At 65.7% G+C, this 26,121-nt stretch carries 19 protein-coding genes; 5 read left to right on the top strand and 14 right to left on the bottom strand.

Annotated features, from left to right (window positions below):
- The 8 genes from xrtA to KO538_RS17415 all read right to left on the bottom strand — a co-directional run.
- Positions 1–928, bottom strand: a 928-nt coding sequence (gene xrtA, locus KO538_RS17450; RefSeq protein ID WP_219329124.1) for an exosortase A, incomplete at its 3' end; no start/stop codon positions are given.
- Positions 925–2,220: a TIGR03087 family PEP-CTERM/XrtA system glycosyltransferase gene (locus KO538_RS17445; RefSeq protein ID WP_219329123.1), complete on the bottom strand. Its 1,296-nt coding sequence runs from the start codon at positions 2,218–2,220 to the stop codon at positions 925–927. The genes xrtA and KO538_RS17445, both read right to left, overlap by 4 nt.
- Positions 2,221–2,234: 14 nt before the next feature.
- Positions 2,235–3,317 (bottom strand): FemAB family XrtA/PEP-CTERM system-associated protein, encoded by a 1,083-nt coding sequence (locus tag KO538_RS17440; protein ID WP_219329144.1) that lies wholly within the window; start codon positions 3,315–3,317, stop codon positions 2,235–2,237.
- On the bottom strand, positions 3,317–4,168 hold the full coding sequence (locus KO538_RS17435) for an XrtA system polysaccharide deacetylase (protein ID WP_219329122.1): 852 nt from the start codon (positions 4,166–4,168) through the stop codon (positions 3,317–3,319). The genes KO538_RS17440 and KO538_RS17435 overlap by 1 nt, the downstream gene beginning before the upstream one ends.
- Complete coding sequence (gene wecB / locus KO538_RS17430; protein ID WP_219329121.1) at positions 4,165–5,325, bottom strand: non-hydrolyzing UDP-N-acetylglucosamine 2-epimerase; 1,161 nt, start codon at positions 5,323–5,325, stop codon at positions 4,165–4,167. Before wecB ends, KO538_RS17435 begins: the two co-directional genes overlap by 4 nt.
- A 9-nt stretch (positions 5,326–5,334) precedes the next feature.
- Entirely contained in the window at positions 5,335–6,864 is a 1,530-nt protein-coding gene (locus KO538_RS17425) for a TIGR03016 family PEP-CTERM system-associated outer membrane protein (protein WP_219329120.1), read from the bottom strand.
- Positions 6,848–7,681 carry an XrtA-associated tyrosine autokinase gene (locus tag KO538_RS17420; RefSeq protein ID WP_219329119.1) on the bottom strand — a complete coding sequence of 278 codons (834 nt, stop codon included), beginning with the start codon at positions 7,679–7,681 and terminating at the stop codon, positions 6,848–6,850. Before KO538_RS17420 ends, KO538_RS17425 begins: the two co-directional genes overlap by 17 nt.
- A 16-nt stretch (positions 7,682–7,697) precedes the next feature.
- Positions 7,698–9,227, bottom strand: coding sequence for an XrtA system polysaccharide chain length determinant (locus KO538_RS17415; protein ID WP_034748388.1), 1,530 nt, complete (start codon positions 9,225–9,227; stop codon positions 7,698–7,700).
- 254 nt (positions 9,228–9,481) lie between these two features.
- Between KO538_RS17415 and KO538_RS17410 the strand changes: the two genes are divergently transcribed.
- Complete coding sequence (locus KO538_RS17410; protein ID WP_034748384.1) at positions 9,482–10,105, top strand: XrtA/PEP-CTERM system exopolysaccharide export protein; 624 nt, start codon at positions 9,482–9,484, stop codon at positions 10,103–10,105.
- A gap of 200 nt (positions 10,106–10,305) precedes the next feature.
- A complete protein-coding gene (locus KO538_RS17405) occupies positions 10,306–11,052 on the top strand; it encodes a long-chain N-acyl amino acid synthase (protein ID WP_219329118.1) in 747 nt (248 codons plus the stop codon).
- Positions 11,053–11,056: 4 nt separating this feature from the next.
- Here the strand turns inward: KO538_RS17405 and KO538_RS17400 are convergent, their stop codons facing one another.
- The 3 genes from KO538_RS17400 to prsT are packed head-to-tail and all read right to left on the bottom strand — an operon-like array spanning position 11,057 to position 17,073.
- Complete coding sequence (locus KO538_RS17400; protein ID WP_219329117.1) at positions 11,057–11,833, bottom strand: serine protease; 777 nt, start codon at positions 11,831–11,833, stop codon at positions 11,057–11,059.
- Positions 11,830–14,226 carry a hypothetical protein gene (locus KO538_RS17395; RefSeq protein WP_219329116.1) on the bottom strand — a complete coding sequence of 799 codons (2,397 nt, stop codon included), beginning with the start codon at positions 14,224–14,226 and terminating at the stop codon, positions 11,830–11,832. Before KO538_RS17395 ends, KO538_RS17400 begins: the two co-directional genes overlap by 4 nt.
- Positions 14,227–14,229: 3 nt before the next feature.
- Positions 14,230–17,073, bottom strand: a complete 2,844-nt coding sequence (gene prsT / locus KO538_RS17390) for an XrtA/PEP-CTERM system TPR-repeat protein PrsT (protein WP_257620421.1) — start codon at positions 17,071–17,073, stop codon at positions 14,230–14,232.
- A 181-nt stretch (positions 17,074–17,254) separates the two neighbouring features.
- Between prsT and KO538_RS17385 the strand changes: the two genes are divergently transcribed.
- Together KO538_RS17385 and KO538_RS17380 are read left to right on the top strand one after the other, a co-directional pair.
- On the top strand, positions 17,255–18,583 hold the full coding sequence (locus KO538_RS17385) for a nucleotide sugar dehydrogenase (protein WP_219329142.1): 1,329 nt from the start codon (positions 17,255–17,257) through the stop codon (positions 18,581–18,583).
- Entirely contained in the window at positions 18,583–19,818 is a 1,236-nt protein-coding gene (locus KO538_RS17380) for an SDR family oxidoreductase (RefSeq protein WP_219329115.1), read from the top strand. The genes KO538_RS17385 and KO538_RS17380 overlap by 1 nt, the downstream gene beginning before the upstream one ends.
- 85 nt (positions 19,819–19,903) lie before the next feature.
- Here the strand turns inward: KO538_RS17380 and KO538_RS17375 are convergent, their stop codons facing one another.
- From KO538_RS17375 to KO538_RS17365, 3 genes are read right to left on the bottom strand one after another with little or no spacing between them, the layout of a single operon-like run.
- The gene (locus KO538_RS17375; protein WP_219329114.1) at positions 19,904–21,394 is read right to left on the bottom strand and encodes a SpoVR family protein; all 1,491 of its coding nucleotides are present in this window, start codon (positions 21,392–21,394) and stop codon (positions 19,904–19,906) included.
- Positions 21,391–22,608, bottom strand: coding sequence for a DUF444 family protein (locus KO538_RS17370; protein WP_219329113.1), 1,218 nt, complete (start codon positions 22,606–22,608; stop codon positions 21,391–21,393). The genes KO538_RS17375 and KO538_RS17370 overlap by 4 nt, the downstream gene beginning before the upstream one ends.
- Before the next feature lie 2 nt (positions 22,609–22,610).
- Entirely contained in the window at positions 22,611–24,566 is a 1,956-nt protein-coding gene (locus KO538_RS17365) for a serine protein kinase (protein WP_219329112.1), read from the bottom strand.
- 256 nt (positions 24,567–24,822) lie between these two features.
- On the opposite strand from KO538_RS17365, the gene KO538_RS17360 reads away from it, so the two are divergent.
- On the top strand, positions 24,823–26,004 hold the full coding sequence (locus KO538_RS17360; RefSeq protein WP_257620420.1) for a S1 family peptidase: 1,182 nt from the start codon (positions 24,823–24,825) through the stop codon (positions 26,002–26,004).
- Positions 26,005–26,121: the final 117 nt, after the last annotated feature.

Genomic DNA, 26,121 nt, shown 5'->3' with positions numbered 1-26,121 from the left:
GGCTGGCCGCGCCGGCGCTCAGGCGCACGGGCAGGGCTGACGGTACGGCGCGTGGCGGCGGCAATTCGCGCCAGCGCGCGGCCAGCCAGAACAGCAGCAGCGCCACCAGGCCGAAGAACAGCCAGCCATAGATCAGGTGGTCGACACCGACGGCCAGGCGCATGTCGCTCAGGTGGCCCAGCATCACGATCAGGTAGGCGCGCACGCCGTTGGCGAGGATGGGCACGAGCAGGGCGGCGGCCATGACGGCCACGCGCCGCCGCGTGCTGTGGCAGTTCACATGGGCGAACAGGGCGCCCAGGGCCAGCGCGGCGATCAGATAGCGCAAGCCGCTGCACGCTTCCACCACCGACCAGTTGCCGGTGGGCAGAGAAAAATTGCTGCCATCGCGAAACACGGGCACCCCCGACCATTGCAGCGCGGTCACCGTGAAAGCGGCCGTGAAGTCGATCAGGGGCTCGATGAAGACTTCGCCAAACGGTACGGCGAGGAACAGATACGCCAGCGGAAAGGCCAGCAGGCGCACGGCCGGCCAGCCAAGGATGGCCAGCACGCAGGCGGGCAGCATGGCCGTGGCCGCATATTGTTCCACCACGGGCACGTTGGCGGCGTCGGCCAGCAGCCATGTCAGGCCCAGCACGCCCAGCAGCAGCAAGCCCTGGCGCGACGGCCGGGGCGCCAGCGCGGCCAGGCGGGCGCGCTGGCGCCAGGCCAGCCAGCAACTGATGGGCACGATCAGGAAACCGTGCGCGAACGTTTGCGAGCGGGCCCACAGTTCCACCATCGACCAGAAAGTGGCGTGGTACAGCAGCACGACGGCGGCCAGCGACAGCAGCAGCGCCGCCAGCGCGGCCTGGCGCCGCGGATGACCGTGCGGCAGGACGGCCGCATCCGGCAAGCGGGCCAGCTGGTCGAGCTGCAAGCTCATGTGGATGGCTCCCGCATGGGCTGCAAAGGCGAGGCGGCGCCGCTGGAGGCAGCCTCGGAATTGGCCTCGGCTGGCAGGCCCAGCATGGCGCCAAGGCCGCGCAGATTGCGCTCCCAGTCGTAGTCCTGCAAGACCAGCTGGCGCGCCGCCGCGCCGATGGCCGCGCCGCTCCCTTCGGCCGCGCCACTTTGCGCATTGCGCAGCACGCGCGCCGCATGGTGGATGAATTCGGCGTCATCGCGCGCCAGCAGCAGTTCCAGGCCCGGCTGGGCGACGATGCCTTCGAGCGCCTGCGGCGTGGCCAGCACGATCTTGCCCATCGCCATCGCTTCGAGCACCTTGTTTTGCACGCCGCGGGCAATGCGCAGGGGCGCCACGGCCAGCGCCGCGCCAGCCAGGTAGGGCCGGATATCGGGCACCTTGCCCGTCACCACCACGCCGGCCACCCGCGCCAGCGCCGTGACGGCGGGCACGGGTGCGCTGCCGACGATATAGAACTGCAGCTGGGGAAACTGGCGCCGCAGGGCGGGCCAGACGTGGCGCACGAACCATTGCACGGCGTCGACGTTCGGCCAGTAATCCATGGCACCCGTAAACACCAGCGCCTGCACGCCCGCCGGATACACGCCAGGCTGGGCCGGCATGGGCGTGAAATACGCCGTGTCGACGCCGTTGTTGAAGTAGCCCGTCTTGCGCCGCGCCATCGGTGCGCACTGGCGGAACAGGGCCGCTTCCGCCGGCGAGACGAAGCTGGCGGCCGTGAACTGCTGGGCGATATGGCGCTCGTACTGCAGCAGCAGCTGCGCTTCGCGCCGGTACAGCTGCGACATGGGCCAGGGCTTGCTGTCGCCGTACTGGCGCCATTTGTCGGAATCGACGTCGACGAAATCGATTACACGGTGCAGGGCGCGGCCCGCGCTGCCGTCGATGTATTGCGCCATGGGCCCGGAAAACGCCAGCGCATGGCGCACCTTGCCGCCGGACAGCAAGCCGTCGACCCATTGCAGCAGGCGCGCATCACGGTAATAGTGCACGCTCATGGCCTGGCGCGACAGCAGCGCCTGCATGGCGCGCCAGCGGGCTGGGCCGCGCCGCAAGTCGATGAAGCGCGTGCTGGCGCACAGGGCGGCCACGGTTTTCGTGTGTTGCCAGTCGTCGTCATCGTCGATGAAGCAGCCCAGGTGCACGCGGAAATGCCGGCTCAGATATTGCAGCATGTGCCACGAGCGTATCTTGTCGCCCTTGTTGGGCGGATACGGCAGGCGGTGGGCGAGGAAGAGCAGTTCGCGCATGGTGGGTCCTTTGCTTAGCCCAGTTGCCGCACGATGTGCGGCCCCAGCAGGTTGGCCAACGGCAGCGGCAGGCGGCGCCAGGCGCGGATGAACAGCGCGTATTTCGGATTCAGGGGATTGACTTCCGGCAAGGCCTTGGCGCGCACGAGTTTGTAGGCATATGGCAGCGGCTGCGGCGTAAAGCCCCAGTTCTTCTTGAAGTCGTATGCCCCGGTCCCCAGCTTGCTGCGGCCGAAATCGAACAGGCGGTAGCCGCGCGCGCAGGCGCGGCGCATCGCTTCCCAGTACATGAAATCGTTGGCGCCCGTGCTGCGCGCCAGCACGCTGCCGCCGCCGTAATACGGCAGCACTTCATCGCGGAAATAGAACAGCAGCACGCTCGCTTGCGCCTGCTGGCCGTGGTAGACGGTGAGGATGTCGCAGGCGTCAGCAAACACCGTACGCAGCAGGGCAAAATGGCGGCGCGCGAAGACGGGCGTGCCCAGCCGGTGCACGCTGGCCGCATAGATCGGGTAGAAACGGCTGATGTCGTAGTCGATCGCGCTGTGCAGGCCGGCCGCCATGGCCTTGCGCACGACGGCGCGCTGCTTGCGGGGAATCGCCAGCAGATTCTGTTCCGCGTCGGGAAGCAAGGGACGGCGGAAGGTCGCGTACAGGGGTTTCCGCAGCCAGGAGGCATCCAAGGTTTCCTCCGGCACTTCGCGCCAGCGGTATTCCAGGTGGCCCACGCCGAGACGCCGGGCCAGTGCCAGCGCGGCGCTGTCGAGGGCCTGGCGCACGGAAGAACTGCCGCCGGCGACGCCGCCGTACACGCAAAAGGGCAGCGAGACGAGGGCGGATCCGAACAAACGGCTGCGCAGGTGGGCCAGCGGCAGCACGCCGGCGATGCGCCCGTCCTGTTCCGCGTACAGGAAATGGCTGTCGTGTTTGAAACCTTGCTCCATGATAGTTTGCCAGCCGGCCCGGTGAAAGAAGGTCGCTTCCGGGCACGTGTCGACAAAGGCGTCCCAGCGCGCATGCTCGTGCCCCTGCAGGGACCGCACGGCGATGGCGGCGCTCGATGGTGCCGGGTCGGGAGCAAGGCTGGCCTCGTGCATCATGTGCTTTCCAGAAAAATACGGTCCATGCGGTCCCAGGCGAAGTCGCCCGTCAAACGCCCCAGCCGTGCTTCCATGCGCCCCAGGTTCAGGTAGTGGCGAAAACGCGTCCTGGCGCTGAGGCCCGGCGGACGCGGCTGGCCGGGATCGAGTTCCCAGGGATGAAAATAGAATATGCCAGCTTGCCCGTCGCGCGAATTGATGCGTCGCAAAAGCCAGCGCGACAGTGCATACGGCATCAATCTGAAATAGCCTCCGCCGCCGGCCGGCAAGTTGCGCCCGCGCAGGCGCACGGTGCTGACGGGCAATTCCAGCACGCCGTGCGGGCCACGTGGCCGCCAGGCGAAGCGGGGAGCATCGGGCATGCCGTAGTGGTCGTGGCGGATCGGGTAGATGCTGGAACTGTAGCGGTAGCCCGCTTCCTGCAGCACGTCGAAAGCCCACAGGTTGGCCGCGCCGATGGAAAAGCTTGGCGCCCGGTAGCCGTGCACGGCCAGCCCCGTCAATTGCTCGAGGATGCTCTTGCTGCGACGCACGTCGTCGGCGAATTGCGCGGCCGACTGGTCGCTGGCGCGCAGGTGCGCATAGCCGTGGCTGGCCACTTCGTGCCCGGCGTCGGCCACGCGGCGCAGCATGGCCGGATAGCGCTCGGCGATCCAGCCCAGGGTAAAGAAGGTGGCGTGGATGCGCCGGCTGTCGAGCAGCAGCAGGATGCGCTCGATATTCGCCTCGACCCGGCATTCCTGGCGGGGCCAGTCGGCGCGGGCGATGTGCGGCGCGAAGGCGGACACCTGGAAGTAATCTTCCACGTCGATGGTGAGCGCGTTGCGCAATATCACCGGCGGCGTCACGGCGTGCCCCGGCGCGCCGCCAGCCAGGGCGCGATGACGGCGGCGATGCGCGTAGCCGCGTGGCCATCCCACAATGGCGGAATGCGGCCCTGCTTGCCGCCCGTGTCCAGGATGCCCCGCGCCAGCGCCAGGATGGCGGCCGGGTCCGTGCCGGCCAGGGTATTCGTGCCATCGCTCACGGTGACGGGCCGCTCCGTATTGTCGCGCAGGGTCAGACAGGGCACGCCCAGGGCCGTGCTTTCTTCCTGCACGCCGCCCGAATCCGTCAGCACCAGGCGCGCGTCCTGCATCAGGCCCAGCATTTCCAAATAGCCCAGCGGCGGCAGGCGGACGATGGCATGGCGCGCCAGCAGCGGCTCCAGGCCCGCCAGGCGCAAGCCGGCCAGGGTGCGCGGGTGGATGGGAAACAGCAGCGGCAGTTGCTGCGACAATTGCCCCAGCGCCTGCAGCAGCGCTTCCAGTTGCGCCGGCGCATCCACGTTCGATGGCCGGTGCAGGGTCAACAGGCCATACGCGGGCGGGCAGGCGTGGCCGTGGGCGCGCAGGGTGGCGGCCGGCGGCACGGCGCGCGGCAGTTGCTGCCGCAGGCTGTCGATCATGACGTTGCCCGTGAAATGGATGCGTTCGGGGGCGATGCCTTCGCGCAGCAGGTTGGCGCGCGCGCCTTCCTCGCTGGTCAGCAGCAGGCTGGATAACTGGTCCGTCAGCACGCGGTTGATTTCCTCGGGCATGCGCCGGTCGCCGCTGCGCAAGCCCGCCTCGACGTGGATCACGGGCATGCCGCGCTTGGCCGCCACCAGTGCGCAAGCCAAGGTGGAATTGACGTCGCCCACCACCAGCACGCCATCGGGCGCCAGCGGCGGATGCGCATCGAGCACGGCGTCGAAGCGGCGCATGATCTCGGCCGTCTGCTGCGCGTGGTTGCCCGAGCCCACGTCGAGGCAGATGTCGGGCGGGCGCAGATCCAGGTCCGCAAACAGCTGGCCATTCATGGCCGTGTCGTAATGCTGGCCCGTATGCAGCAAGGTCACGCGCACGGCGGGCGCCTGGCGGGCCAGGGCGGCCAGGATGGGCGCCATCTTCATCAGGTTGGGGCGCGCGGCCACCACGCACAGCAGGTGCGCCGGCACGGCGGACGCAAGAGAGGGATCGGACATGCGGGCTCCTTAGAATTGCATGGTGAGCGTGGCGCTGACGCCGTTTTCGCGGTAGTCGCCGCCGCGGTTGCTGGCGTGCCGCGTGTGCCGCACGTCGATGCTGGCCGTCATGTTCGGCTGCAGGATGCGCGTGTAGCCGGCCGTCAAGGTGATGTTGTTGTCGCGCCGGGGCACGCTCAGCGAGCGCACGCTGGCGTAGCCGGCATTGACATTCACACTGGTGCGCGAACTGGCTTGCCAGCTCCAGCCCACATTGCCGCTGATCTGGCGCGTGCGGTCTTCGCTGCCGAATTCCACGCCGGGCAGCAGGCCGCTGTCGATGCCGCTGGCCGTTTGCGCCGTGCGGTCGACGGCCGTGATGCCGGCGATCATCGTGCTTTTCGCCGTGGCGCGCGCCATCGTCAGCTTCAGCTGCTTTTGCAGGAAATAGCGGTGGCTGAAGTAATTGATGGCGCCCCGTTCCGGCCCCAGGCTGTTGGCGTAGCGCAGGAAGGCATCGATGCGCAGGCGCCGGTCGCGCGCATTGGGAAAGATGCCGCGCCACAATTGATCGAGCAATTGGCCCGCGTCGCGGTTGCCCAGGCGCGAAAATTGCGTGGGCATGGTGGTGATGTTTTCGCTGTAGTTCAGTTGCCAGTTGGTATGGCGCTGCAGGAACGTGGCGTCCAGGCTGTAGGTGGTGCCAAAGAAGTGCTTGCCCGTGCTGAAGGCGACGCTGGTGCGCGGCGACGGCGTCCACACGCCGCCCAGCGACCAGAAGCGGCCCTCGGGCGCCTTGCCGCTGGCCGAGATATAACCTTCCTTTTCCATGCCGCCGCTGGCCGTGGCCGACCATTTGCTGCTGAACGGATAGCGCAGGCCCACGCTGCTGCGCTGCATGCGCACGGGCGCCAGCTTGCTGTCCTGCGTGCGGCGTACGTCGTGGCTGGCGTTCCAGGTCCAGCCGGTGCCGCGCGGCTCGCCGCTGAGCAGCAATTCCATTTCATCGCTGTGCACGGACAGCAAGTCGCCGCCGCTGTCGACCGTGTTGCGCGTATAGCGCAGCTCGGCCGTGGCCAGGCCGCGGAAACGGTGGCGCAGATAGGGGCTGATGCCGGTGGTGCGCACGGTGCTGGCATTGTCCGTGTCGGGCAGGTCGTCGATCAATTGGGGGCCGAACGGCGAGATGTTGCGCCGGCTTACGCTGGCGTTGGCATCGATGAAGAACCAGTCCTTCACCAGCTCGGCGTCGGCCGAGGCCTGGAGTTCGTGGTTATCGGTATCGGCCCGCTGTCCGGACAGGTATTTGTGCCAGCTGTAATCGAGGTGGACGCGCAGGCGCGGTCCCGTGCCGATGAGGGCGATGGCGGGCGCGATTTCCGTGATGAAGTCCGATTGCGCCTTGCCGGGCGGTGCGCGCAAGGCATTGTCCGTATAGCTTTCGCGCAGGCGCAGCGACGGTTTTGCCAGCCAGTCGATGGCACTGGCCGGCACGGGCAGCAGCAGCGACAGCAAGGGCAGCAGCGGTAGCGAGCCCCGGCGGCTAATCGTAATGGCCATAGCCGTAGTAGTCGTTGCCGGGGAACGATTTGGTCTTGTTGTAGATCAAATGAATGTGTTCGCACGACTCGATCTGGCGCAGCGCCTCCTTGACGGCGTGCTGAGTCGTCGTTTCCGCTTCGACCACCATCACCACTTGCCCCATCTGCCCCACCAGCGCGTGCGCTTCGCTGGTGATCAGCAGGGGCGGCGAATCGAAGACGACGATGCGGTCGCCATAGCGGCTGGCGATCTCGGCCAGCAAGCGGCTCATGGCGCGGCTGGCCAGCAATTCCGTCGCGTGCTTGTTGCTGCGCCCGGCGGGCAGGAGGCTCAGATTGGCCACGTTGGTTTTCAGGATCACGTCGGCCATGGCCAGTTGCGGGTCCAGCAGCACGTCCATCAGCCCCGGCTCCGGCGGCAGGCCCAGCACTTTCAGCACGGACGGGCGCGCCACGTCGGCATCGACCAGCAGTACCGTGATATCGAGTTCCATGGCGATGCTCATGGCCAGGTTGACGGCGCAGTAGGTCTTGCCTTCGCCCGGCATGGCGCTGGTGACGACGATCAGGTTGCCGTGGCGGATGGCGTCGCTGCCGCTGGCGCGCGCCTGGCGCAGCAGCGGGCGCTTGATGATGCGGAAATCCTCGGCCACGGCGCTGCGCCCGCCATCGTGCGTGAGCATGCCTTGCTCGGCCAGCCGGGCCAGGTTCAGGGGCCGGTAACGGGGCGACCGGCTTGCGTCCGCGCCATCCGTACCGTTCACCGTATAAGGCACGCTGGCCTCGGCCACGCCGAGGATCGTGGGTTCGTGCTTGCCGCTGTCCTTGCTGCTCATCGTCGCTCCCTTGGATCTAGAATTTCAGCAGCGCGGCCGTCATGACCCCGCCGTACAGGACGAACAGGCTGCCCAGGCAGGCGCCGAAGCCATAGCGGGCGCGGCGGCGGCGTACCTGCTGCAGCGGCGTCCAGTTCATCGATACCGTGCCCAGCACGTTCAAGCCTGTGGCATCGCGCAGTTCGGAGGGGCTGAGGAAGGTGGGGCGCACCTGGCTGATGAGCAATGCCGTGGCGACGCCGGCCACCAGGGCCGCGCCCAGCGCCGCGCTGAACAGCAGCGGGCGGTTCGGGCCGACGGGCGCATATTGCACCGTGGGCGGGTCGATGATCTTGAAGGCCATCATGTCGGTGGTGGAACTGAGTTCGCCCGACAGCTTGGCCGCTTCGCGCCGGCCGATCAGCTTTTCATAGTTCTCCTTGTTGATGATGTAGTCGCGGTTGAGCTGCGCCAGCTGCGATTCCACCTCGGGCACGGCATTGCTTTGCGCCAGCAGGCGCTCGTTGCGCGCGCTGTATTCCTGCACGCGGGCGCGGATGGCGGCCACCTTGGCGTCCGCATCCGTCAGCGCCACCTTCAGCTGCTGCAGCATGGGGCTGTAGTTCTTGCCCGGGTCGCCGGACGCCGCTTTCAGCTTGTTTTCCTCGATCTTGCGTTCTTCCAGCTGGGCCACCAGGCGCTTCGAGGCGATGATGTCGGGATGCAGTTCGGTAAATTGCATGCGCAGGCTGTCGAGGTTCTTGTTGATCGAGGCGATGCGCTCGTCGAGCTCGGGATTCGTGATGGCCGACGCGCTTGGCTCCAGGTCGAGCACGGGCTCGTCGCCCTCGATCTGGCTCTGGATGGCCTTGCGTGCCTGTTCCGCCTCGACCAGTTCCAGTTTGGCATTGTTCAGGCTATCGGACGACATCAGCAGCTGGCTGCCATAGTCGATGCCCTGGCGCGGCAGCAGCAGGTTGTTGCGGATCTTGAATTCCTTCACCAGGTTTTCCGCCGCGCTCAGCTTGTCCTCGTAATTCTTGATCTGCTCGTCGATGAACTGCACCGCCTTCTGGGAATCGCCTTTCTTTCCCTGGAAACTGCCTTCGACAAAGATGGTCAGCAGGCTTTGCACGACGTCGCGCACGAGCTTGGGGTCGCGCCCGCTGTAGCTGATGGTGTAGATGTCATACGCGTTGGTGCCAGTGATCTTGATGCGGCTCATCAAGTTGTCCAGCTGGGCTTCGTGCTCGCGCACGGTCTTCGAGTCCAGGTCGAGGTCGACCATGCGCATGACGCGCTCCACATTCGGGCGGCTGAGCAGGGTGCGGCTCATGATGGCCACCTGCTGTTCCGTGTTCGGCACGCTGGTCATGCCGGCCATCAGCGGCTTGAGGATGGTTTGCGTATCGACAAACACGCGCGCCGACGTCTGGTAATCGTCGGGCAGGGTGATCACCTTGATGAAGCCACCGATGGCCACCAGCCACGCCACCAGCACCGCATGCCAACGGTACTTCCAGATGCCTTTCAAGCCGGAAAGCAGTTGCTGTATCAATTCTTCCATGTCGCTTCCTTCAGGTAACGGTGCTGCCCGGTAGATGGGTTGGCGGCGCGGACAACGACGGCGTCTTGCAAGAAATACTTGCTTGTTGAGTAAGCAAAGTATAGGGCGGCTGTGGAGCAAGATTTCCCAAGATGATTGCTTCTTGATACGCCTCAAGGTTCACTTGCCGGGTTTTAATAATCATAGGAAGTTCGCGGCCCAGGCTGGTTCTGCGGGGCCGGCCATGGACGCGCATCGACTCGAAGAGGCTCCGCATGAATCCATTTCGCCGTGCATTTGTCTGCAACACGCTGGTCCTGGCGGGCGCCGCCAGCCTGCTGGGCGCCTGCCGCACGCGCCATCCGCTGGCGCCGTCCGACGACAGCGCCCCCATGCACGATTACCTGATCGGCCCGGGCGACTCCGTCAACATCATCGTCTGGCGCAATCCGGAAGTGTCGCTGACGGTGGCCGTGCGGCCGGACGGCAAGATCACCACGCCGCTGGTCGAGGATTTGCCCGCCAGCGGCAAGACATCGACCCAGCTGGCGCGCGACATCGAGCAAGCCTTGAGCAAGTTCATCCAGCAGCCCGTGGTGACGGTCATCGTCACCAACTTCTCGGGGCCGTATGGCGAGCAGATCCGCGTCATCGGCGAGGCGGCCAAGCCGCAGGCGCTGCCGTACCGGCTGGGCATGTCGCTGATGGACGTGCTCATCGCGGTGGGCGGCATCACCGATTTCGCGGCCGGCAACAAGGCCAGCATCATCCGCGTGCGCGAAGGCAACCAGCAGCAGCTGCGGGTGCGGCTCGACGATTTGCTGAAGGAAGGCGATATTTCCGCCAACGTCATGATGCGGCCGGGCGATGTGTTATTGATACCGGAAAGCTTTTTTTAACAGCAAGCTCGTCAATATCAAAACAGCAATTATATTTGCCATTTTGTACTTATAGACAAATTTCATCGTGTTATTTTGCTATCCAAAGGCAAATTTCTTCTGTTTTTTTAGCTATTGCTGGGAACTTCTCCAGTTTTTCTCTTGTCACAAGGCATTGGCTTCAGTCCGTCTCGACGGCTGCCGATGAACGTGAGGACAAGATGAGCTTTGAAGATGAACCCATAATTTCCTTCGACACGCCAGGCAACTTCAGTGATCTGGTGGTGGGCGAGGGGCAGATCGACCCGGCCATGGAGCATGAGCTCGACCTGCAGCGCTTTCATATCCGCATGGCCAATTCGCGTGGCCGGCGCGAAGCGGCCAGTTTGCTGATCCGCAAGATGTACGGCTGGCGCGGCTATGCCGTCGATCCTTGCACGGCGCATGCGCTGAATAAAATCACGCTGTTTGCGGAAACGGCCGGCACCACCGTCGGCACCATGACCTTGTGCCTCGATAACGACGAGACGGGCTTGCCCGCCGATGAAAACTTCCGCGACAAGCTCGACGTCCTGCGCGCGCAGGGCCGGCGCCTGTGCGAACCGTCGCGCCTGGCCATCGACAAGGGCGTGAGCAAGCGCGTGTTTGCGGCGCTGATTCATATTTCTTATATCTATGCTCACAATATTCACGGCTTTACGGATTACGTGATCGAAGTCAACCCGCGCCATGTGGTGTTTTACAAGCGCATGCTGGGTTTCCAGGACTTCGGCGGCGAGCGCGAGTGCACGCGCGTGGGGGCGCCGGCCGTGCTGCTACGGCTGGACCTCGATTACATGGGGGCCCAGATCCGTAAATTCGGTGGCCTGATGGAACAGCATGGGGGTGAACGGTCGTTTTACCCCTTTTTTTTTCCGACATGGGATGAGCCCGGTATTACCGGCCGGCTGAGGCAGGGGCGCAACTGACGATTCATTTATTCTTCAGCAAGATCGCCTGCATGTGGCTGCCCGGAATCGCGTACGTGATGCCGCTGGGCGCGCTGATGGCGGCCTCTTTGAGGCCCTTGACGTACACCATGTTGACGATGCCGTAGACGAGACCGGTCTCGGGATCGAACAAGGGACTGCCGCTGCTGCCCGGATACGCCGTCGCGTCCAGCTGGAACACGGTGTACGGCGCCTTTTGCAGCTGCGCCAGGCGCCGGACGTCGAGGCGCTGGGCGTTTTCGCTGGGCATGACCACCGGTGTCAGCGATGACACGGTGGCGCGGTGCGTCACGTGGCGCAGCCCGAGCAAGGTACCCAGCGGAAATCCCGTAAAGGCCATGGCCTGGCCTTCGCGCACCGTGGCCGCGTCGCCCAGCGCCAGGGCGGGCAGGGGCGCGCCCGACAGGCGCAACAAGGCCAGGTCGTGTTCCGTGTCCAGCGCCTGGACCTTGGCGGGTCGAAATTGCGTTACGTCGCCCTGGCCCGTGAGTATGCCGATGACCTCGTTCGGATTGGTGTCGAGCAGTTTCTGGATCACATGGGCGCAAGTGAGCACGCTCAGGCCGTCACCGGTCACGAAACCCGTGCCGATGAAATTCATCGGCGGCGTGCGCGTTTTTTGCAGGTTGCCCACGCCGACGATCGATGGTTTGATGCGCGCGATGGTTTGCGCCAGCGGCGCATCGGCGCGGCACGGCGCGCTGGCCAAGGCCAGGCAAAACACGAGGGCGGACAAGCATGTAAACGGCAGGGCTTTCATGGCGGCGCACTTTCAACGTGAGGAGGTGGCACGGGCTGCAGCAGCGCGCACAGCAGCATCAGGTAGCACAGCAGGGCGATGCGCGGCACGTCGAGCAGGCTGTCGAACAGGCCGACGACGAGAAAACCCAGCAGGGCGGCGGCGCAGGCCAGCGCGCCTGCATCGCCGCGCGCGGCCTGGCGCAGCAGGCGTTGGCCGGCCAGAACCAGCAGGGCCAGCATGGACAGGGCGCCGCACCAGCCCGTTTCTATCAGTAAATGCAAGGCCATGCTCTTGATATGCCATGGCAAGTGGTGGTGGTCGCTGCTGAAAAACCAGTAATTGTTGGTTTGCGTAAAGCCCCCGTTGGCGATCAGTTCCTCGCCGCCCGGCGCGCGCAAGCTCAGATTGTCGACTTCGAGCACCGACGAGGTGGCCGTGCCGCTGGCCGCCAGTTCCAGCTGCACGGGCGGACGCAGCAGCCAGGCACCGGCGCCCAGCCAGGCGCTATCGAACGGCACTTCATAGTGCTGCCATCCCTCCAGCGGGTTGCCAGGCGGCGGCGGGCGCAGGCGCAGCGGAACGTTCACGCAGCCTTGTGCGTACAGCAATTGCCGCTGGCACAGGCGCACCAGCAGCACGGGCATGGGTCCCGTGCGTCGCACGTCGAGCGCCAAAGTGTAGCGCGTGGCGGGCTGCACGGGCAGGCGCTGCAGCAGCCGCAGCAGCTCGCCATAGCCGGCGCTGTAGCCGGGACTGGCCAGGCGCACATACCGGTTTCCCTCTTCGTCCGCATACGCGATGCTGGCTGGCACCTCGCGCTGGGGATTGTGCCAGTAATACGTGGCGGGAAAGCTGCCGCTACCCATGCCGAACAGGCGGTCGCCCCAGTCGGACGGCTGCATGGCCAGCGCCTGCCGCCAATGGCGCAAGCGGCCTTGCATGTCGAAGGCCGTGGTGGCGAAACGTTCTGTGGCGTAATAGCTGGCCGACACGGGTATGGCCAGCAGCAGCAGGATGCCGGCCGCGCCCGCGATGCTGAGGCTGGCCCGGTCCAGCCGCCACAGCGGCGGACGCAGGCGTCCGTTGCACAGCATCAGCATGGCCAGCAGCACGACCAGGCCAGCCGGCAGCAGGGCCTGCGGTCCCGCCCAATGCCAGCCTATCCAGGCAAGATTGCACGCCAGCATGGTCCACGCCATCATCGCCAGTCCCAGCCTGGCGGATCCCTTGCCAGCCTTGCCTCCGGCACTACCGGGCCACAGCGCGCCCACCAGCAGCATGGCGGCCAGCAAGCCTTGCAGGCACAGCGCGCACAGCACGCTGGCAGGCGCCAGGCGCCACGGCAAGGGCCGCGCGGCCAGCACGAAGCTGGCCGCGAGCACGACGACGGCGGCCAGCAAGCCCCGGTAGCCGGCCAGGCTGAACATGTACACGAGCAGGACGGTGCCCAGGCCGGCCAGCAGCAGCCTCAGCAACACGCCGCGCCTGGGCGACTGTGAAGGGACGCGCCGCGCCGCGCCGGGCGCCGTCCGCAGGGTTTGCCAGAATCCCAGCAGCATGGCCGCGGCCAGGGCCGCGTACAAGCCCCGTGAAAAAGTCATGAATGCCGCGTGCAGGGCCAGGGCCAGCAGCAGCATGGCCAGCACCGCCTGCCAGCGGCTGCTGGCGCGCGCCAGCCACAGCGCGGCAAACGGCAGGCTCAGGGCCAGGTAGCCGTCCAGCGCGGCGCCACCCGTATGCATGGCGGAAAACGGCGCCGTGATGCGGTAGTCGCTCGACAGGTTCGACAGGCCGGGAAACACGGTCCGTTCCCATAGCGCGAACAGCGACACCATGGCCAGTCCGGCCAGCATGCCCGGCAGCGCGTAGCGGCGCAAGGTGGCAGGGTCCGCGTCGCGCAGCAGCAGCGGCAACAGCAGCATGCTCCAGGCCCATGCCTTGCCCAGCCGCAAACTGTTGTAGGGACTCAGGTAGTTATCCCAGGCATTCAGGTCGAGCGGCGCCAGCGGCAGGACGCCGCGCAGCAGCGCCGCCAGCCAGGCCAGGCTGCACAGCAGCAAACAGGCGCGGGCGGCCGGAGAAAGCCGCGCCGCTGCCGGGTGGCCCGGTCCGCCCAGGCGCCAATAGCCGCAGGCCACGGTCAGCAACAGTAGCACGTCGATTTCTTCGAGGAAGAACCAGCCCGTCCACGGCGCCAGGTCCAGCACGGGCAGCAGGGCGGGCACGCAGAACAGCCAGCAGGCGGGACGCCAGCACAGCAGCAGGAAATATGCGGGCAGCAGGGCGGCAAACAGCAGGCCGGGCCAGCCGTGGCCCAGCGGATAGTGGCGCAAGGCCAGCATGCAGGCCGCGCCCGCCAGCAGGGCCAGCGGCCGCGCTGCCAGGCCGGGCATGGCAGCGTGCACAGCCATGGCTTACAGCTGGGTCAGCAAGGCCTGCGCCTCGGCCCGCTGTGGAAAGTCCTTGTTGGCGGCAAGCAGTTGTTCCAGCTGCTTGCGCGCGCCGCCCTTGTCGCCCGATTTCGCCAGGGCAGCGCCCAGGTGGTACTGCACTTCGGGCGACTTCGGCGCCAGTTCCGCCGCCTTGCGCAGCAGGGCTGTGGCGCGCTTGACGTCGCCTTGCTGCAGCACGATCCAGCCCAGGGTGTCGAGCACGGCGGGATTGCCGGGCGACAGCTTGAGCGCCTGCTCGGCCGTGGCCTGCGCGCGCGGATCTTTTTCCTGCTGATACGCCCACGCCAGGTCGTTCAGCGCCACCACGTTATCCGTGTCCTTGGCGACGACATACTGGAAGTGCTCGATGGCGGCGCGGTATTGCTTGGCCGCCAGCCGGGTGCCCGCCAGGTAGGTGCGCGTCGGCAAGTCTTCCGGATGCTCCTTCAGCCAGGTGACCATGCGCGCATCGGCTTCGCGCTCTTGCCCGGAAGCCTGCAAGGCGCGGTACAGCTGCACCTGCAACGGGCCGATGGGGCTGATGCCGAAGGCGTGCTGGTACAGCTTGACGGCTTGCTGCGGCAGCTTTTGCTCCATCAGCACGTCGCCCTCGAGCTTGTAGCCAGCCGCCAGCTTCGGCTGCTGTTCCTGCACTTGCCGCGCCACGGCCAGCGCCTCGCGCTGGCGGTTCAGGTTCAGCAGCAGTGCCACTTCGACGACGCGCGCTTCGAGCAGGGTCGGGTCAATCACTTGCGCCCGCTTGACGGCTTGCAGCGCATTCTGGTGGTCGCCCAGCGCCAGATGCAGGCTGGCGATGCGCATCTGCAAGGGCGCGGACGTGGTCTGTATGCTGGCCAGCTTGTTGTAGCTGTCGAGCGCTGCCGGCGCCAGGCCGGCGCTGTATTCCACCTGGGCGCGCAAGGCCAGCGCATCGGCGTCGCCCGGATGGCCCGTTTGCAAGGTGCGCGCCAGTTCCAGCGCCTTGTCGGGCGCGCCCGTCTTCAGGTAGAAGTTACTGAGCAGCAGGGCTGGCGCGACGGCATCGGGATTGTCGCGGTGGCCCCGCTCGAGCCAGCGCCGCGCCTCTTCCGTCTTGCCCTGCGACGCGGCCAGCTTGGCCAGCGCCGCGCACAGGTCGGCATTTTTCGGCGCTTTCGCCAGCGCCTTCTCGAAGCGCTGTTTTGCCTGCTCCGGCTTTTTCTCGGCCAGGTCGATCTGCGCCAGGTTGTTCAAGGCGGGCAGGTAGACGGGGTCCATGCTCAGCGCTTGCTCGAAACTGGCGCGCGCGGCCGGTAAATCGCGCAAGGCCAGGTAGACGCCGCCTTTCAGGTTCAGCAGCAAAGGATTCGTGCCTTTCTGCTGCTCTTCCATCATCTTGACGCTGGCCAGCGCCTTGTCGTTCTGCTTGTTGCGCAGCAAGGTCATCACCAGCATGGTGCCCGCTTGCGGCGTGCTCTTGTCGAGCATGCTGGCGCGTTCCAGTTCATTGATGGCGCGGCTGTTCTCTCCCATGCCCAGGCGGCTGATGCCCAGGGCCGCATGCAGCTTGGCCGTGTCCGGCGCCAAAGTACTGGCCTGTTCGAAATACGCGGTCGCCTTGTCGTAGCGGCGCGCGCGCAAGTGGGCTTCGCCGGCCAGCGACAGCAATTCCACGTCTTCCGGGAAGGCGGCCAGCATCGGTTGCAGCAAATCGATGGCGGCGTCGGTCTTGCCACGCATTAATTCGATCGACGCCATCATCTTGACGGCATACAGATGCCTGGGATACACGGCCAGGAAGCGCCGCAAATAGTTTTCCGCCTGCGGTGGCGAGCCGAGCGCCAGCTGCACGGCCCCGGCCAGCAGGATGGACGGCATGTGGTCGGGCGCCGCCTTGAGCACCAGCTGCAAGGCTTGCAGGGCCGCCTTGTGCTTGCCCTGGCGAAAATCGAGCAGCGCCTGGGCTTGCAGCAAACCGAGGCTGTTGGGCGCTGTCTTGCGCGCCGTGGCCAGCTGGGCCGACGCTTCCGCGTAGCGGTTTTCCACGATATCGAGGTTGGCCAGGTCGATGTGCGCCTGGGTATTGTCCGGTTTGATCTTGAGGATCTGCATGTAGGCGAGCCGCGCCGCCGCGTTCTTGCCTTGCAGGCGCAGCAGGTCGCCCTGCAGGCGCAAGGCGTCGAGGTTGGCGGGCGCGTTTTTCAAGGCTTGCGCCAGCAGCAGCTCGGCCGCCGGCACCTGGTGGTCGAGCGCCGACAGGCGCGCCAGGCCCAGCAATGCCTCGACCTGGTCGGGATGGGCTTCGAGCAGGCGCGAGTACAGGGCGTGCGCCTCGTCCTGGCGGCCCAGGGCCAGCAAGGCATCGCCGCGCAGGGCCAGCACGCTGGCGGGCTGCGCCGCATCGTCGGCGATCTCGGCCAGTACCTTGTCGAACTGGCCCAGCATCAGCCAGGCCTTGCCCAGCAGAGGCATCACTTGCTGCTGCGCCAGGCCCAGCGACTTTGCCTTGCGCAATTCCTTCTCGGCAGACAGCGCTTCGCCCGTGTCGATATAGATGCTGCCCAGCAGCAAGCGGGCAGCCGCGTTGTCCGGCTCCTTTTGCAGCAGGTTCTTCAACTGGATGATGGCGGCCCGCGCTTCGCCTTTCTGGCGGTACTGCTGTGCGTCGGCCAGCAGGCTTTCGCTGCTCTGCGTGCCGTGGCAAGCCGTCAGCAGGGGCAGCAGCAAAGTACAGCACAGCGCAACGGCCGGCAGGCCAGGGAAAGGGCGGGGCAGGGTAAAGGCCATGGAAATCTCCGGTAGCGGCGTGCGTGGACGATTAGCCGATTCGCGATGGGCGATGGGCATGGCCTAGCTTAAAAAGATGGCCGCCGGACTCCTTGATTGCGCTCAACAAGCCGCTGATTGTCCGCGCGCATGCTGGCCGCCGGCCCGTGTTTCTTGTTCCCGCTCAAGAATGGCCCGATTGGCAACCGTAGAATTTCCCGGACGGCGATGCTCGTGCCGCAACCATTCGGAGCACATGCATATGGATAGCAAGGTGGATAGCAACGCGAATAGCAAGGTGATTGGCAAGGGCGGCGTGGTGGCCGTGGTGGGGCTCGGCTATGTGGGCTTGCAGTTGGCCGTGGCGTTTGGCATGCGCCAGCGCACGATCGGCTTTGACTTGTCGGCACGCAAGGTGGAAAGCTACCGCAGCCATGTCGACCCGACCGGTGAAGTGAGCACGGAACAGCTGCGCGCGGCGCAATGGCTGAGCGTCGGCTGCGATCCGGCCGAGCTGGAACTGGCCGATTTCATCGTCGTGGCCGTGCCCACGCCCGTCGACAGCGCGCACAATCCCGATTTCTCGGCCCTGGCCGGCGCCAGCGCGGCCGTCGGACGGCACATGCGGCGCGGCGCCATCGTCATCTACGAGTCCACCGTGTATCCGGGCGCCACCGAGGAAATCTGCATCCCCATCCTCGAACAGCATTCGGGCCTGCGCTGGAAGGAAGACTTTCATGTGGGTTTTTCACCCGAGCGCATCAACCCCGGCGACAAGGACCATACCCTGCACAGCATCCGCAAGGTGGTCTCGGGCGACGACGACGCCACCCTGGACCAAGTGGCCGCCCTGTACGAAGGCGTGGTCGAGGCTGGCGTGCACCGGGCGTCGAGCATCAAGGTGGCCGAGGCGGCCAAGGTGATCGAAAACACGCAGCGCGACCTGAACATCGCGCTGATGAACGAACTGGCCATCATCTTCGACCGCATCGGCATCGACACCCTGGAAGTGCTGCAGGCGGCGGGCACGAAATGGAATTTCCTGCCGTTCCGGCCCGGCCTGGTGGGCGGCCACTGCATCGGCGTCGACCCATACTATTTGACGCACAAGGCGGAAATGCTGGGCTACCACCCGCACGTGATCCTGGCCGGGCGCCGCATCAACGACGGCATGGCCAAGTTCGTGGCGGAAAAGACCATCAAGGAAATGGTGCGGGCCGGCTTCAAATTGAAAGGCTCGCACGTGAACGTGCTGGGCCTGACCTTCAAGGAAAATTGCCCGGACCTGCGCAACTCGAAAGTGGTCGACATGATCCACGAACTGCAATCGTACGGCGTGCAGGTGCACGTGCACGACCCCGTCGCCGATGGCCGCGAAGCGCTGGAAGAATACGGTTTATTGCTGGAAAGCTGGGAACAGCTGCCGCAGGCCGAGGCCATCATCAGCGCCGTCTCGCACCAGGCCTTGCTGGCCCGTCCGCTGGCCGATTTCCAGGCCAAGGTGCTGGAAAACGGCTGTTTCATCGATATCAAATCGCATTTCGACCCCCGTCCGTTGGAAGACGGCGGCCTGCATGTGTGGCGGCTGTGATGGCGGCCGACACCTTTGATCGGGCCGCAAACGCGGCGCGAAGCGCCTCCGCTGGCGATCCTGCTGCCGGCGCCTATGCGCAAGCCTGCGAACAACTGAGCAAGGAACCTCGGCGCTGGCTGGTGACGGGCGTGGCCGGCTTCATCGGTTCGCACCTGCTGGAAACCTTGCTGAAGCTGGGACAGGAAGTGCGCGGCCTCGACAACTTCATGACGGGCCACCGCCACAACCTGGAACAGGTGCGCGCCAGCGTGGGCGAGCAGGCGTGGCAGCGCTTCACCTTCATCGAAGGCGATATCCGCGACCCGCAGGCATGCGCGCGCGCGTGCGGCGCGCCTGCACCGGTGCAGGCCACCTGCAGTGGTGATGGTGAGGCAGACGCAGGTACAGATACGACCGCTGGCGGCGGCGTCAGCAGCGGCAGCTTGGCCGAGCGCGGCCGTGCCGGTGCGGGCGGCCCCGTCGCCGCCGTCGATTTTGTGCTGCACCAGGCGGCGCTCGGTTCCGTCTCGCGTTCGCTGGAAGACCCGCTGCTGTGCCACGCCGTCAATGTCAGCGGCTTCCTGAACATGCTGGCCGCCGCGCGCGACGCGGGCGTGCGGCGCTTCGTATATGCGGCCTCGAGCGCCACGTATGGCGACCATCCAGCCCTGCCGAAAGTGGAACAGCACATCGGCGCGCCGCTGTCGCCGTATGCCTTGAGCAAATATGTCAACGAGTTGTATGCGCAAGTGTACGCGCGCTGCTACGCCATGCAGACGGTGGGGCTGCGCTATTTCAATGTCTTCGGTCCGCGCCAGGATCCGCTGGGCGCTTATGCGGCCGTCATTCCCCGCTGGATCGCCGCCATGCTGGACAAGCAGGCCGTGCACATCCATGGCGACGGCGCCACCAGCCGCGACTTCTGCTTCGTGCACAATGCCGTGCAAGCCAATATCCTTGCCGCCACCGGCACCGACCCGGCAGCCGTCAACCAGGTCTACAACGTGGCCGTCAACGCCCGCACCAGCCTGACGCAGCTGCACGCCGCCATGCAGCAAATGCTGCTTGCGGCCCGCCCGCAGCACGTGCCGCTGGCGCCGCACTATGGCGAATTTCGCGCCGGCGACGTGCGCCATTCGCAGGCGGACATCGCCAAGGCGGCCCGCCTGCTCGGCTATGTCCCCACGCACAACCTGGCGCAAGGCTTGCGGCAGACCATTGCTTGGTATGTGGAGCAGGCTGAACGGGCTTGAATGGCAAGCTTGCCAAGCGTGTGCTACAAGTCTGCCGGGTACACTCCAATATCCGCCAGACCGCCTGCCGTTCAGCGTTCAGTGTTCAGTGTTGCGCAGGCGGCGCTGCCGGCATTGTTGACGCAGGCGACGCGGGAGGTTCCGGTACGCCATCGATCTTGCTGCGCAGAACCCGGGGTGTACCGCGGAAATCGGACGTATGCAAGGTGACGGGACGGCGCCAGACGCGGGCGATGTAGGCCAGCACCTGTTCCGCCCGCTCCAGGTCGAGGCCGCGCCCGTCGCGCTGGTGATCGTGGCGCAGTACCAGGCTGCCGTCGTCGTTGAGCAGGGTGGCGGCGATGCATGGCGCGCCATAGTTGTATTTGGGTGCCAGGATGGCTTCGCGGATGGCCAGCAAATCGCGGCTGGCCATTCGCGTCTCGCCATCGCGGTGGCTTTCGTGCACGAACAGGCCCAGGCGGTCAGCCAGTTCCCCATCCAGATAGTTGCGAATAAAACTGCAGTCGTCGTCGTCGCGGCAAATCTGGCGCGCCCGCGCCAGTCCTTGGCGCTCGATGATGTGTTCCCACATGCAAAAACCCAGGTGATAGGGGTTGACGGCCAGCGCCTGCTGGTGCTCGCCCGCGTAAGGGCGCACCACGTCCGAGTGCGACTTGATGGCGGACAGGTACAGGGCCGGCGGCAGGAAGTCGGCTTCGCGCAGCAGCCGCGCATGCCAGTAAGAGGCCCAGCCTTCGTTCATGATTTGGCAGGCGTACACGGGATAAAAGTAAAACGACTCTTCGCGCACGGCCAGGAAAATGTCGCGTTCCCAGTTAGCCAATTCCGGCCCATATTGCGCAATGAACCAGAGTAAATCGTATTCGGGCTGCGGCGGTACGAGCGGGCGCTGCGCCAGCCGTGCCCGCGCCGCCTCGTGCGCCGCCAGCGCCGCTGCTTCACCGGGCAAGCGCTGGTAACGCCGCGCAAAAGGATCCGCAAAACGATCGTCTGCGCCAGCCCTGTCTTGCGTGCCAGCGACACCGGCTGGCCCGGATAGCGCGCCATAGGGCGGGCGGTGCAGCTCGGCATGGATGTCCACGTGCTGCTCCAGCGCCAGTGCCGCGTCGAGCACGGCTTCCACCTGCTCCTGTCCGTGCCGCTGCAGCGCCATTTCGAGACGCTGCGCCCGCGCCGCGCTTTGTTCCAGGATGTGCTGGCCCGCCATGGCGCCGAAACGCAGGAACAGGGCATTGCGGCTGGCGAAGTCGGCGTGGCCCAGCACATGGGCCGTGACGAGGGTGTTTTCGGCCACGGAATTGTGCTCGGCCATGTAGGCATGGCAAGGATCGCCGGGAAACATGACTTCGAACATATGCGAGTTGCCCATCTTTTGATGCACGAGCTGGTGGATGTAGCGCACGCCGAACGACCAGTGGCGCATGCGCACGGGCAAGCCATAGATGGCGATCTCGGCCATGAAGCTGTCCGGTACCAGCTCGAACTCGACCGGCGCAAACTCCAGTCCCAGTTCCCGCGCCAGCGCTTCGATGCGCGCCGCGTAGCCATCCAGGTTGGCTGTGTCAGGCGTCATGCCGTTTCCTCCGTATCGGCCGCCTCGTGCTGGAAAAAAGTGCGGATGGCCGCCCAGATATCGTCATTCCTGCTGAGAATGCTGCTATGCAAGGGCAAGCCGCGCCGTTCCTGCTCGGCAAACAAGCTGTGCATTTCCGTTTCCAGGCTGCGCGGCACGCCGGGCACGGTTTCCACATAGCCCATATAGTTGAGCAAGGCGGCCAGTTCACCGAGGGCCAGGCTGGCCGCTCCCCGGTCTTCGCTAAAATTCTCGCCATCGGATGCATAGAACAGGTAGGCGTTGTAGCGTCCCGGCGCGTAGTGTTCCTGCAGCAATTCGCGGCTCAGGCGAAAGGCGGTGGACGCCATGGTGCCGCCCATGCCATTGACCTGGAAGAACTCGGCTTCGGAAAATTCCCAGGCCCGCGTTGTATGCGCGATAAAGCGCGCTTCCACGCGCGCATATCTGCGGCGCAAGCCCTGCAAGGCAAAGAAAAAGAAGGATTTGGCCAGCTTGCGCTCGGCCTGCGCCATGCTGGCCGATACGTCCAGCACGAAAAACACGACGGCATTCGTGCTGGGCCGTGGCTGTTGCAGTACCTGGCGGTAGCGCAAGTCGTCATTGGTGAAAGGCACGGGTTGCGCTTGCAGGGCGCGCCGCTTGATCGCTTCCTTGACGGTGCGCCGCCGGTCCAGCCGCGAACGGGCGCCATGTCGGTCCAGGCCGCTACGCACGAGCCGTACGTCGTCGATAGCGCCCAGGTGGCGCGGTTTCAGGTGCGGCAGCTCGAAAGCGTCCCATAGCCAGTCGAGTATATCGTCAATGGCAAACTCGAGCAGCAGGCGCACGGCTCCCTCGCCATCGCCGCCTTCGCCTTGCGTTCCGGCCTCGCCCGTGGTGGCGGGACGGGCTGCGCGCAGGATATCGCCGGGCTGGCCGCCACCCTGGCCCGCGCCCACGCTGTTGCGCGCGGGCGCCAGGCGGAAACGCGCATGTTCGAGCAGGTGCATGGGTACTTGCACCGTGCGCTGCTGCGGCCCGCCGATCAGGTCAGGCGTGGCGATCAGTTCGGGCAAGTACGCCTGCACGGCGTCGCGCACTTTCTGGTTGTGGCGGAGCCAGTCGCGCGCGCCACGCGAGAACAGCCCGTACCAGGGGCGGGCCAGGGCAGGCGCGGACGATCCCACTGGACTATCGTGCTTGGCGCTGCCTGGCGAGGTCGTGGCGGACATGGTTATTCCTGCGCCAGCAAGGTGGTCACGTAGTTGAGCGCTTCGCGCGCGCTATGGGCGTCATAGCCATATTCGTCGACCAGGCGCTGTTCGACGGCGGAGATCCTGGCCCGCACGTCGTCATCGGGCCGCTTGGCCGAACCCACGAGGCGCAGCACGTCGCGCCGCTGCTCGAACAGATATTGCTGGATGGCGTCGTGCAATTGCGCATGGCTGCCCAGGCCAAACGCCTCGCCCCGCTTGAAGGCGCTCATGGCCTTGCGTACCACTTCTTGGCGGAACGATTGCTTGCCCGAGTCGCTGATGTGGATTTTCTCTTCCACGGCGCGCAGGAAGCGCTCGTCGGGACGGCGTTCTTCGCTGGTGATGGGGTCGCGGATCTGGCGGTTGTCGAGCATGGCTTCGACTTCATCGAGATATTTGTTCAGCAAGTCTTGCGCTTCCTGCTCGAACGACACGAACAGGGCCTTGTGCACGTCGGCCTTGACCCAGCGGTTATAGAAATCCTTGCGTGTGAGCACCAGGTAATCGACCCACTTGCGCTTGCGCCGCGGTTCGATGCGCGCATCGCTTTCGATGCCATCTTTCAGGGCCAGCAGCACGTCCATGGTGGACAGGCTGTTGCGCTGGGCGGAAATGATGGCGTGCGACAGGGCATTGATGACGAAACGGGGCGAGACGCCCGACAGGCCTTCGTCGGGCGACTTGTCGCGCTCGCGCACGCGGCGGATGTCGGCATGCTGCAAGTCGTCGACGTCTTCGTCGGCATACACGCGCAGTTTCTTGACCAGTTCGGCTTCCTTGTCGTCGCCCTCGGGCAAGCGGCTGAGGATGGCAAACACGGCCGCCGCATGCAGCACGTGCGGATCGAGGTGCACGTCGCGGAAGGCGGGCGCGGCCGCCTGGATCAGCTTGCGGTAAATGCGCGCTTCTTCGCGGTAATTGAGCGTGTACGGCACTTGCACGATGACCATGCGGTCGAGCAAGGCCTCGTTTTCGCTTTCTTGCAGGAATTTGCGAAATTCGGCCAGATTCGTGTGCGCGAGGATGGTTTCGTCGAGGTAAATCAGGGGAAAGCGCGACACCTTGACATTCTTTTCCTGCGTCAGGGTCAGCAGCAGGTAGAGGAATTCCCGCTTGACCTTGAGGATCTCGATCATTTCCAGCATGCCGCGGCTGGCCGCATACACGGCGCCGGACCACGACCAGGCGCGCGGATCGCCTTCGTCGCCGTACTGCGCCACTTTCGACAGGTCGACGGAGCCGACGAGGTCGGCCAGGTCGGCCGTGGTGGGATCGTGCGGCGCATACGTGCCGATGCCGCAGCGGCCCGCCTCGGACAGGTGGATGCGCTCGACGGGCATGCGCAGGAAGTCGCCCGCGTACTGTTCTTCCAGGAGGGCGCGGCAATGGGGACACAGTTCGCCGTGCAGCTCGGCATCATAGCTGGCGCGAAAGTCGGCGCGCATGCTGTGCGGCACCAGGTGCAGCGGCGATTCGTGCACGGGACAGCCGGCGATGCCGTACAGCGCGCCTTCGCTGCTGTGGCTGTATTCTTCCAGCCCCCGCTTGAGCAGGATCACCATGGTCGACTTGCCGCCCGACGGCGGACCCAGCAACAGCAGCATGCGCCGGCCCACTTCGGAGCCGGCGGCGGCCGCCTTGAAGTAGGCGGCGACGCGGTCGATCGCCTCGTCGATGCCGAACAGCTCGTCGTCGAACAGGCGGCAGCGGAAACGTCCGGCATCATCCGTCTGGCCGTTCCAGCGCATCATGTCCCACAGGTACTGGTGCGCGCTGCGCGTCAGCAGAGCCGCGCGGCCGGGCAGGATCTGCTCGATGAAGTCGGCAAAACTGCCGCGCCATGGACTGATGCGGTGTTTTTCCGCCCAGGCCGCCATGCCGTGCATAAAACCGGCATGTTGGTCCGCAGGCGCGTCGTCGGATTGGCGTGTCATACCAGGGCTCGTCATTGTTCCCCCATCCATACCGTTGCTGCCGTGGAGCAGACCCAATTCCAGCCTGCCAACCAAGTATACGGCGCTGCCTCTGCCCGCACGCCTGATCTCGCTCAACCTTGACGAGGGAACTATTTTTATCCTCGCTGCCCCCGCTGGGACAGGGCCGCCATGTGTCGGCGCGGTTCAACCCAGATCAATACCGGCCCGCGCGGCCAGCCCACACTGGTGTTTCGGAACGACCCACGAGGAGAGCATGATGATCGGCAACGAAAATGGTTTCAGCGCCCCGCCTGGCGGCAGCGGCAGGGGGCAAAGCGCGGACGATGAAGAGGCCGTCGGCCAATTTGCCGCCCCCGGCGAAGACGACAATACGATTGAGAGCGCGTCCGTCTCGGACATGCCCGACGCCTTGAGCGGTGTCAGCATGGAATTGTTGGAAATCAAGCGCAGCATCGAAGACGGCATGCGCCAGTCCATCTCCCAGGCGGCCGGCGTGCGCGCGGCCGATGCCTTCAGCGACGGCGGCAATATCCAGGGCGTGTCCATCGGCCTGGGCGAGGGTGCCAGCGACAGCTCGTCCGGCGAGCCGGGCTTGCCGGCCCTGACCCTGTACGTGGCCGAGCCCACTTCCGTCGACCGCGCCAAGGCCGCCATCGTGGGTGCCATGGGCGTGCGCGCCGTGTCCAGCGACAGGGTGCCCGTCAACATCGTCGTCACGGGCGTGATCGATGCGCAGCCGCACCGTTTCCGCTTGCGCCCCGCGCCGGGCGGCGTGTCGGTCGGGCATTTCCGCATCACGGCCGGCACCATCGGCTGCCTGGCCGTGGGGCGCAGCGCGCCGCGCAACAGCCGCTTGATGATCCTTAGCAACAATCACGTGCTGGCCAATTCCAACGGCGGCGTCTTCAACGACTGCATCGTGCAGCCTGGCCCCATCGACGGCGGCCGCTGTCCGCAAGACCAGGTGGCCGTGCTCGAGCGTTTCGTGCCCATCAATTTCAGCGGCGGCGTCAATTTCGTCGATTGCGCCACCGGCTGGGCCTGGCCAGACAGGGTGCGTCCCGAACTGGTCTACCTGAGCGGCGGCGTGCCCGCGTACTTCCGCATCAGCAATGCGCTGGTGGCGCCCGCGCTGGGCATGATGGTCGGCAAGTCCGGCCGCACGACGCAATTGACGCAAGGCCGCATCACGGGCCTGGGCGCCACCATCAACGTCAATTACGGTGGCGGCAGGATCGCGCTGTTCCAGGACCAGATCGCCATCACGGGCGTGAGCGGGGCGTTCAGCGCGGGCGGCGATTCCGGCTCGTCCATCTGGACCTGGAACCAGCAGCGCAATCCCGTGGGCTTGCTGTTTGCCGGCGGCAATAACATCACCTTTGCCAACCAGATGCGGCGGGTGGTGGTGGCGCTCGACATCAATTTGTATACTTGAACCCTCGAGGAGACGGCGCGGCGCCGGTGTCGCGCCGCCTCGTCCTTGTATAACGCTGTTTTTTGCACGATGATGATGGTATGAGGGGCCGCAGCCATGTGCCCGGCGAACGGCGCT

It is taken from the genome of Janthinobacterium sp. NKUCC08_JDC (assembly GCF_019345575.1).
GTDB classification, from domain to species: Bacteria; Pseudomonadota; Gammaproteobacteria; order Burkholderiales; family Burkholderiaceae_D; genus Janthinobacterium; species Janthinobacterium aestuarii.
The sequence above is the reverse complement of the archived record's forward strand: the minus strand, read 5'-3'. Positions and strand labels throughout refer to the sequence as shown.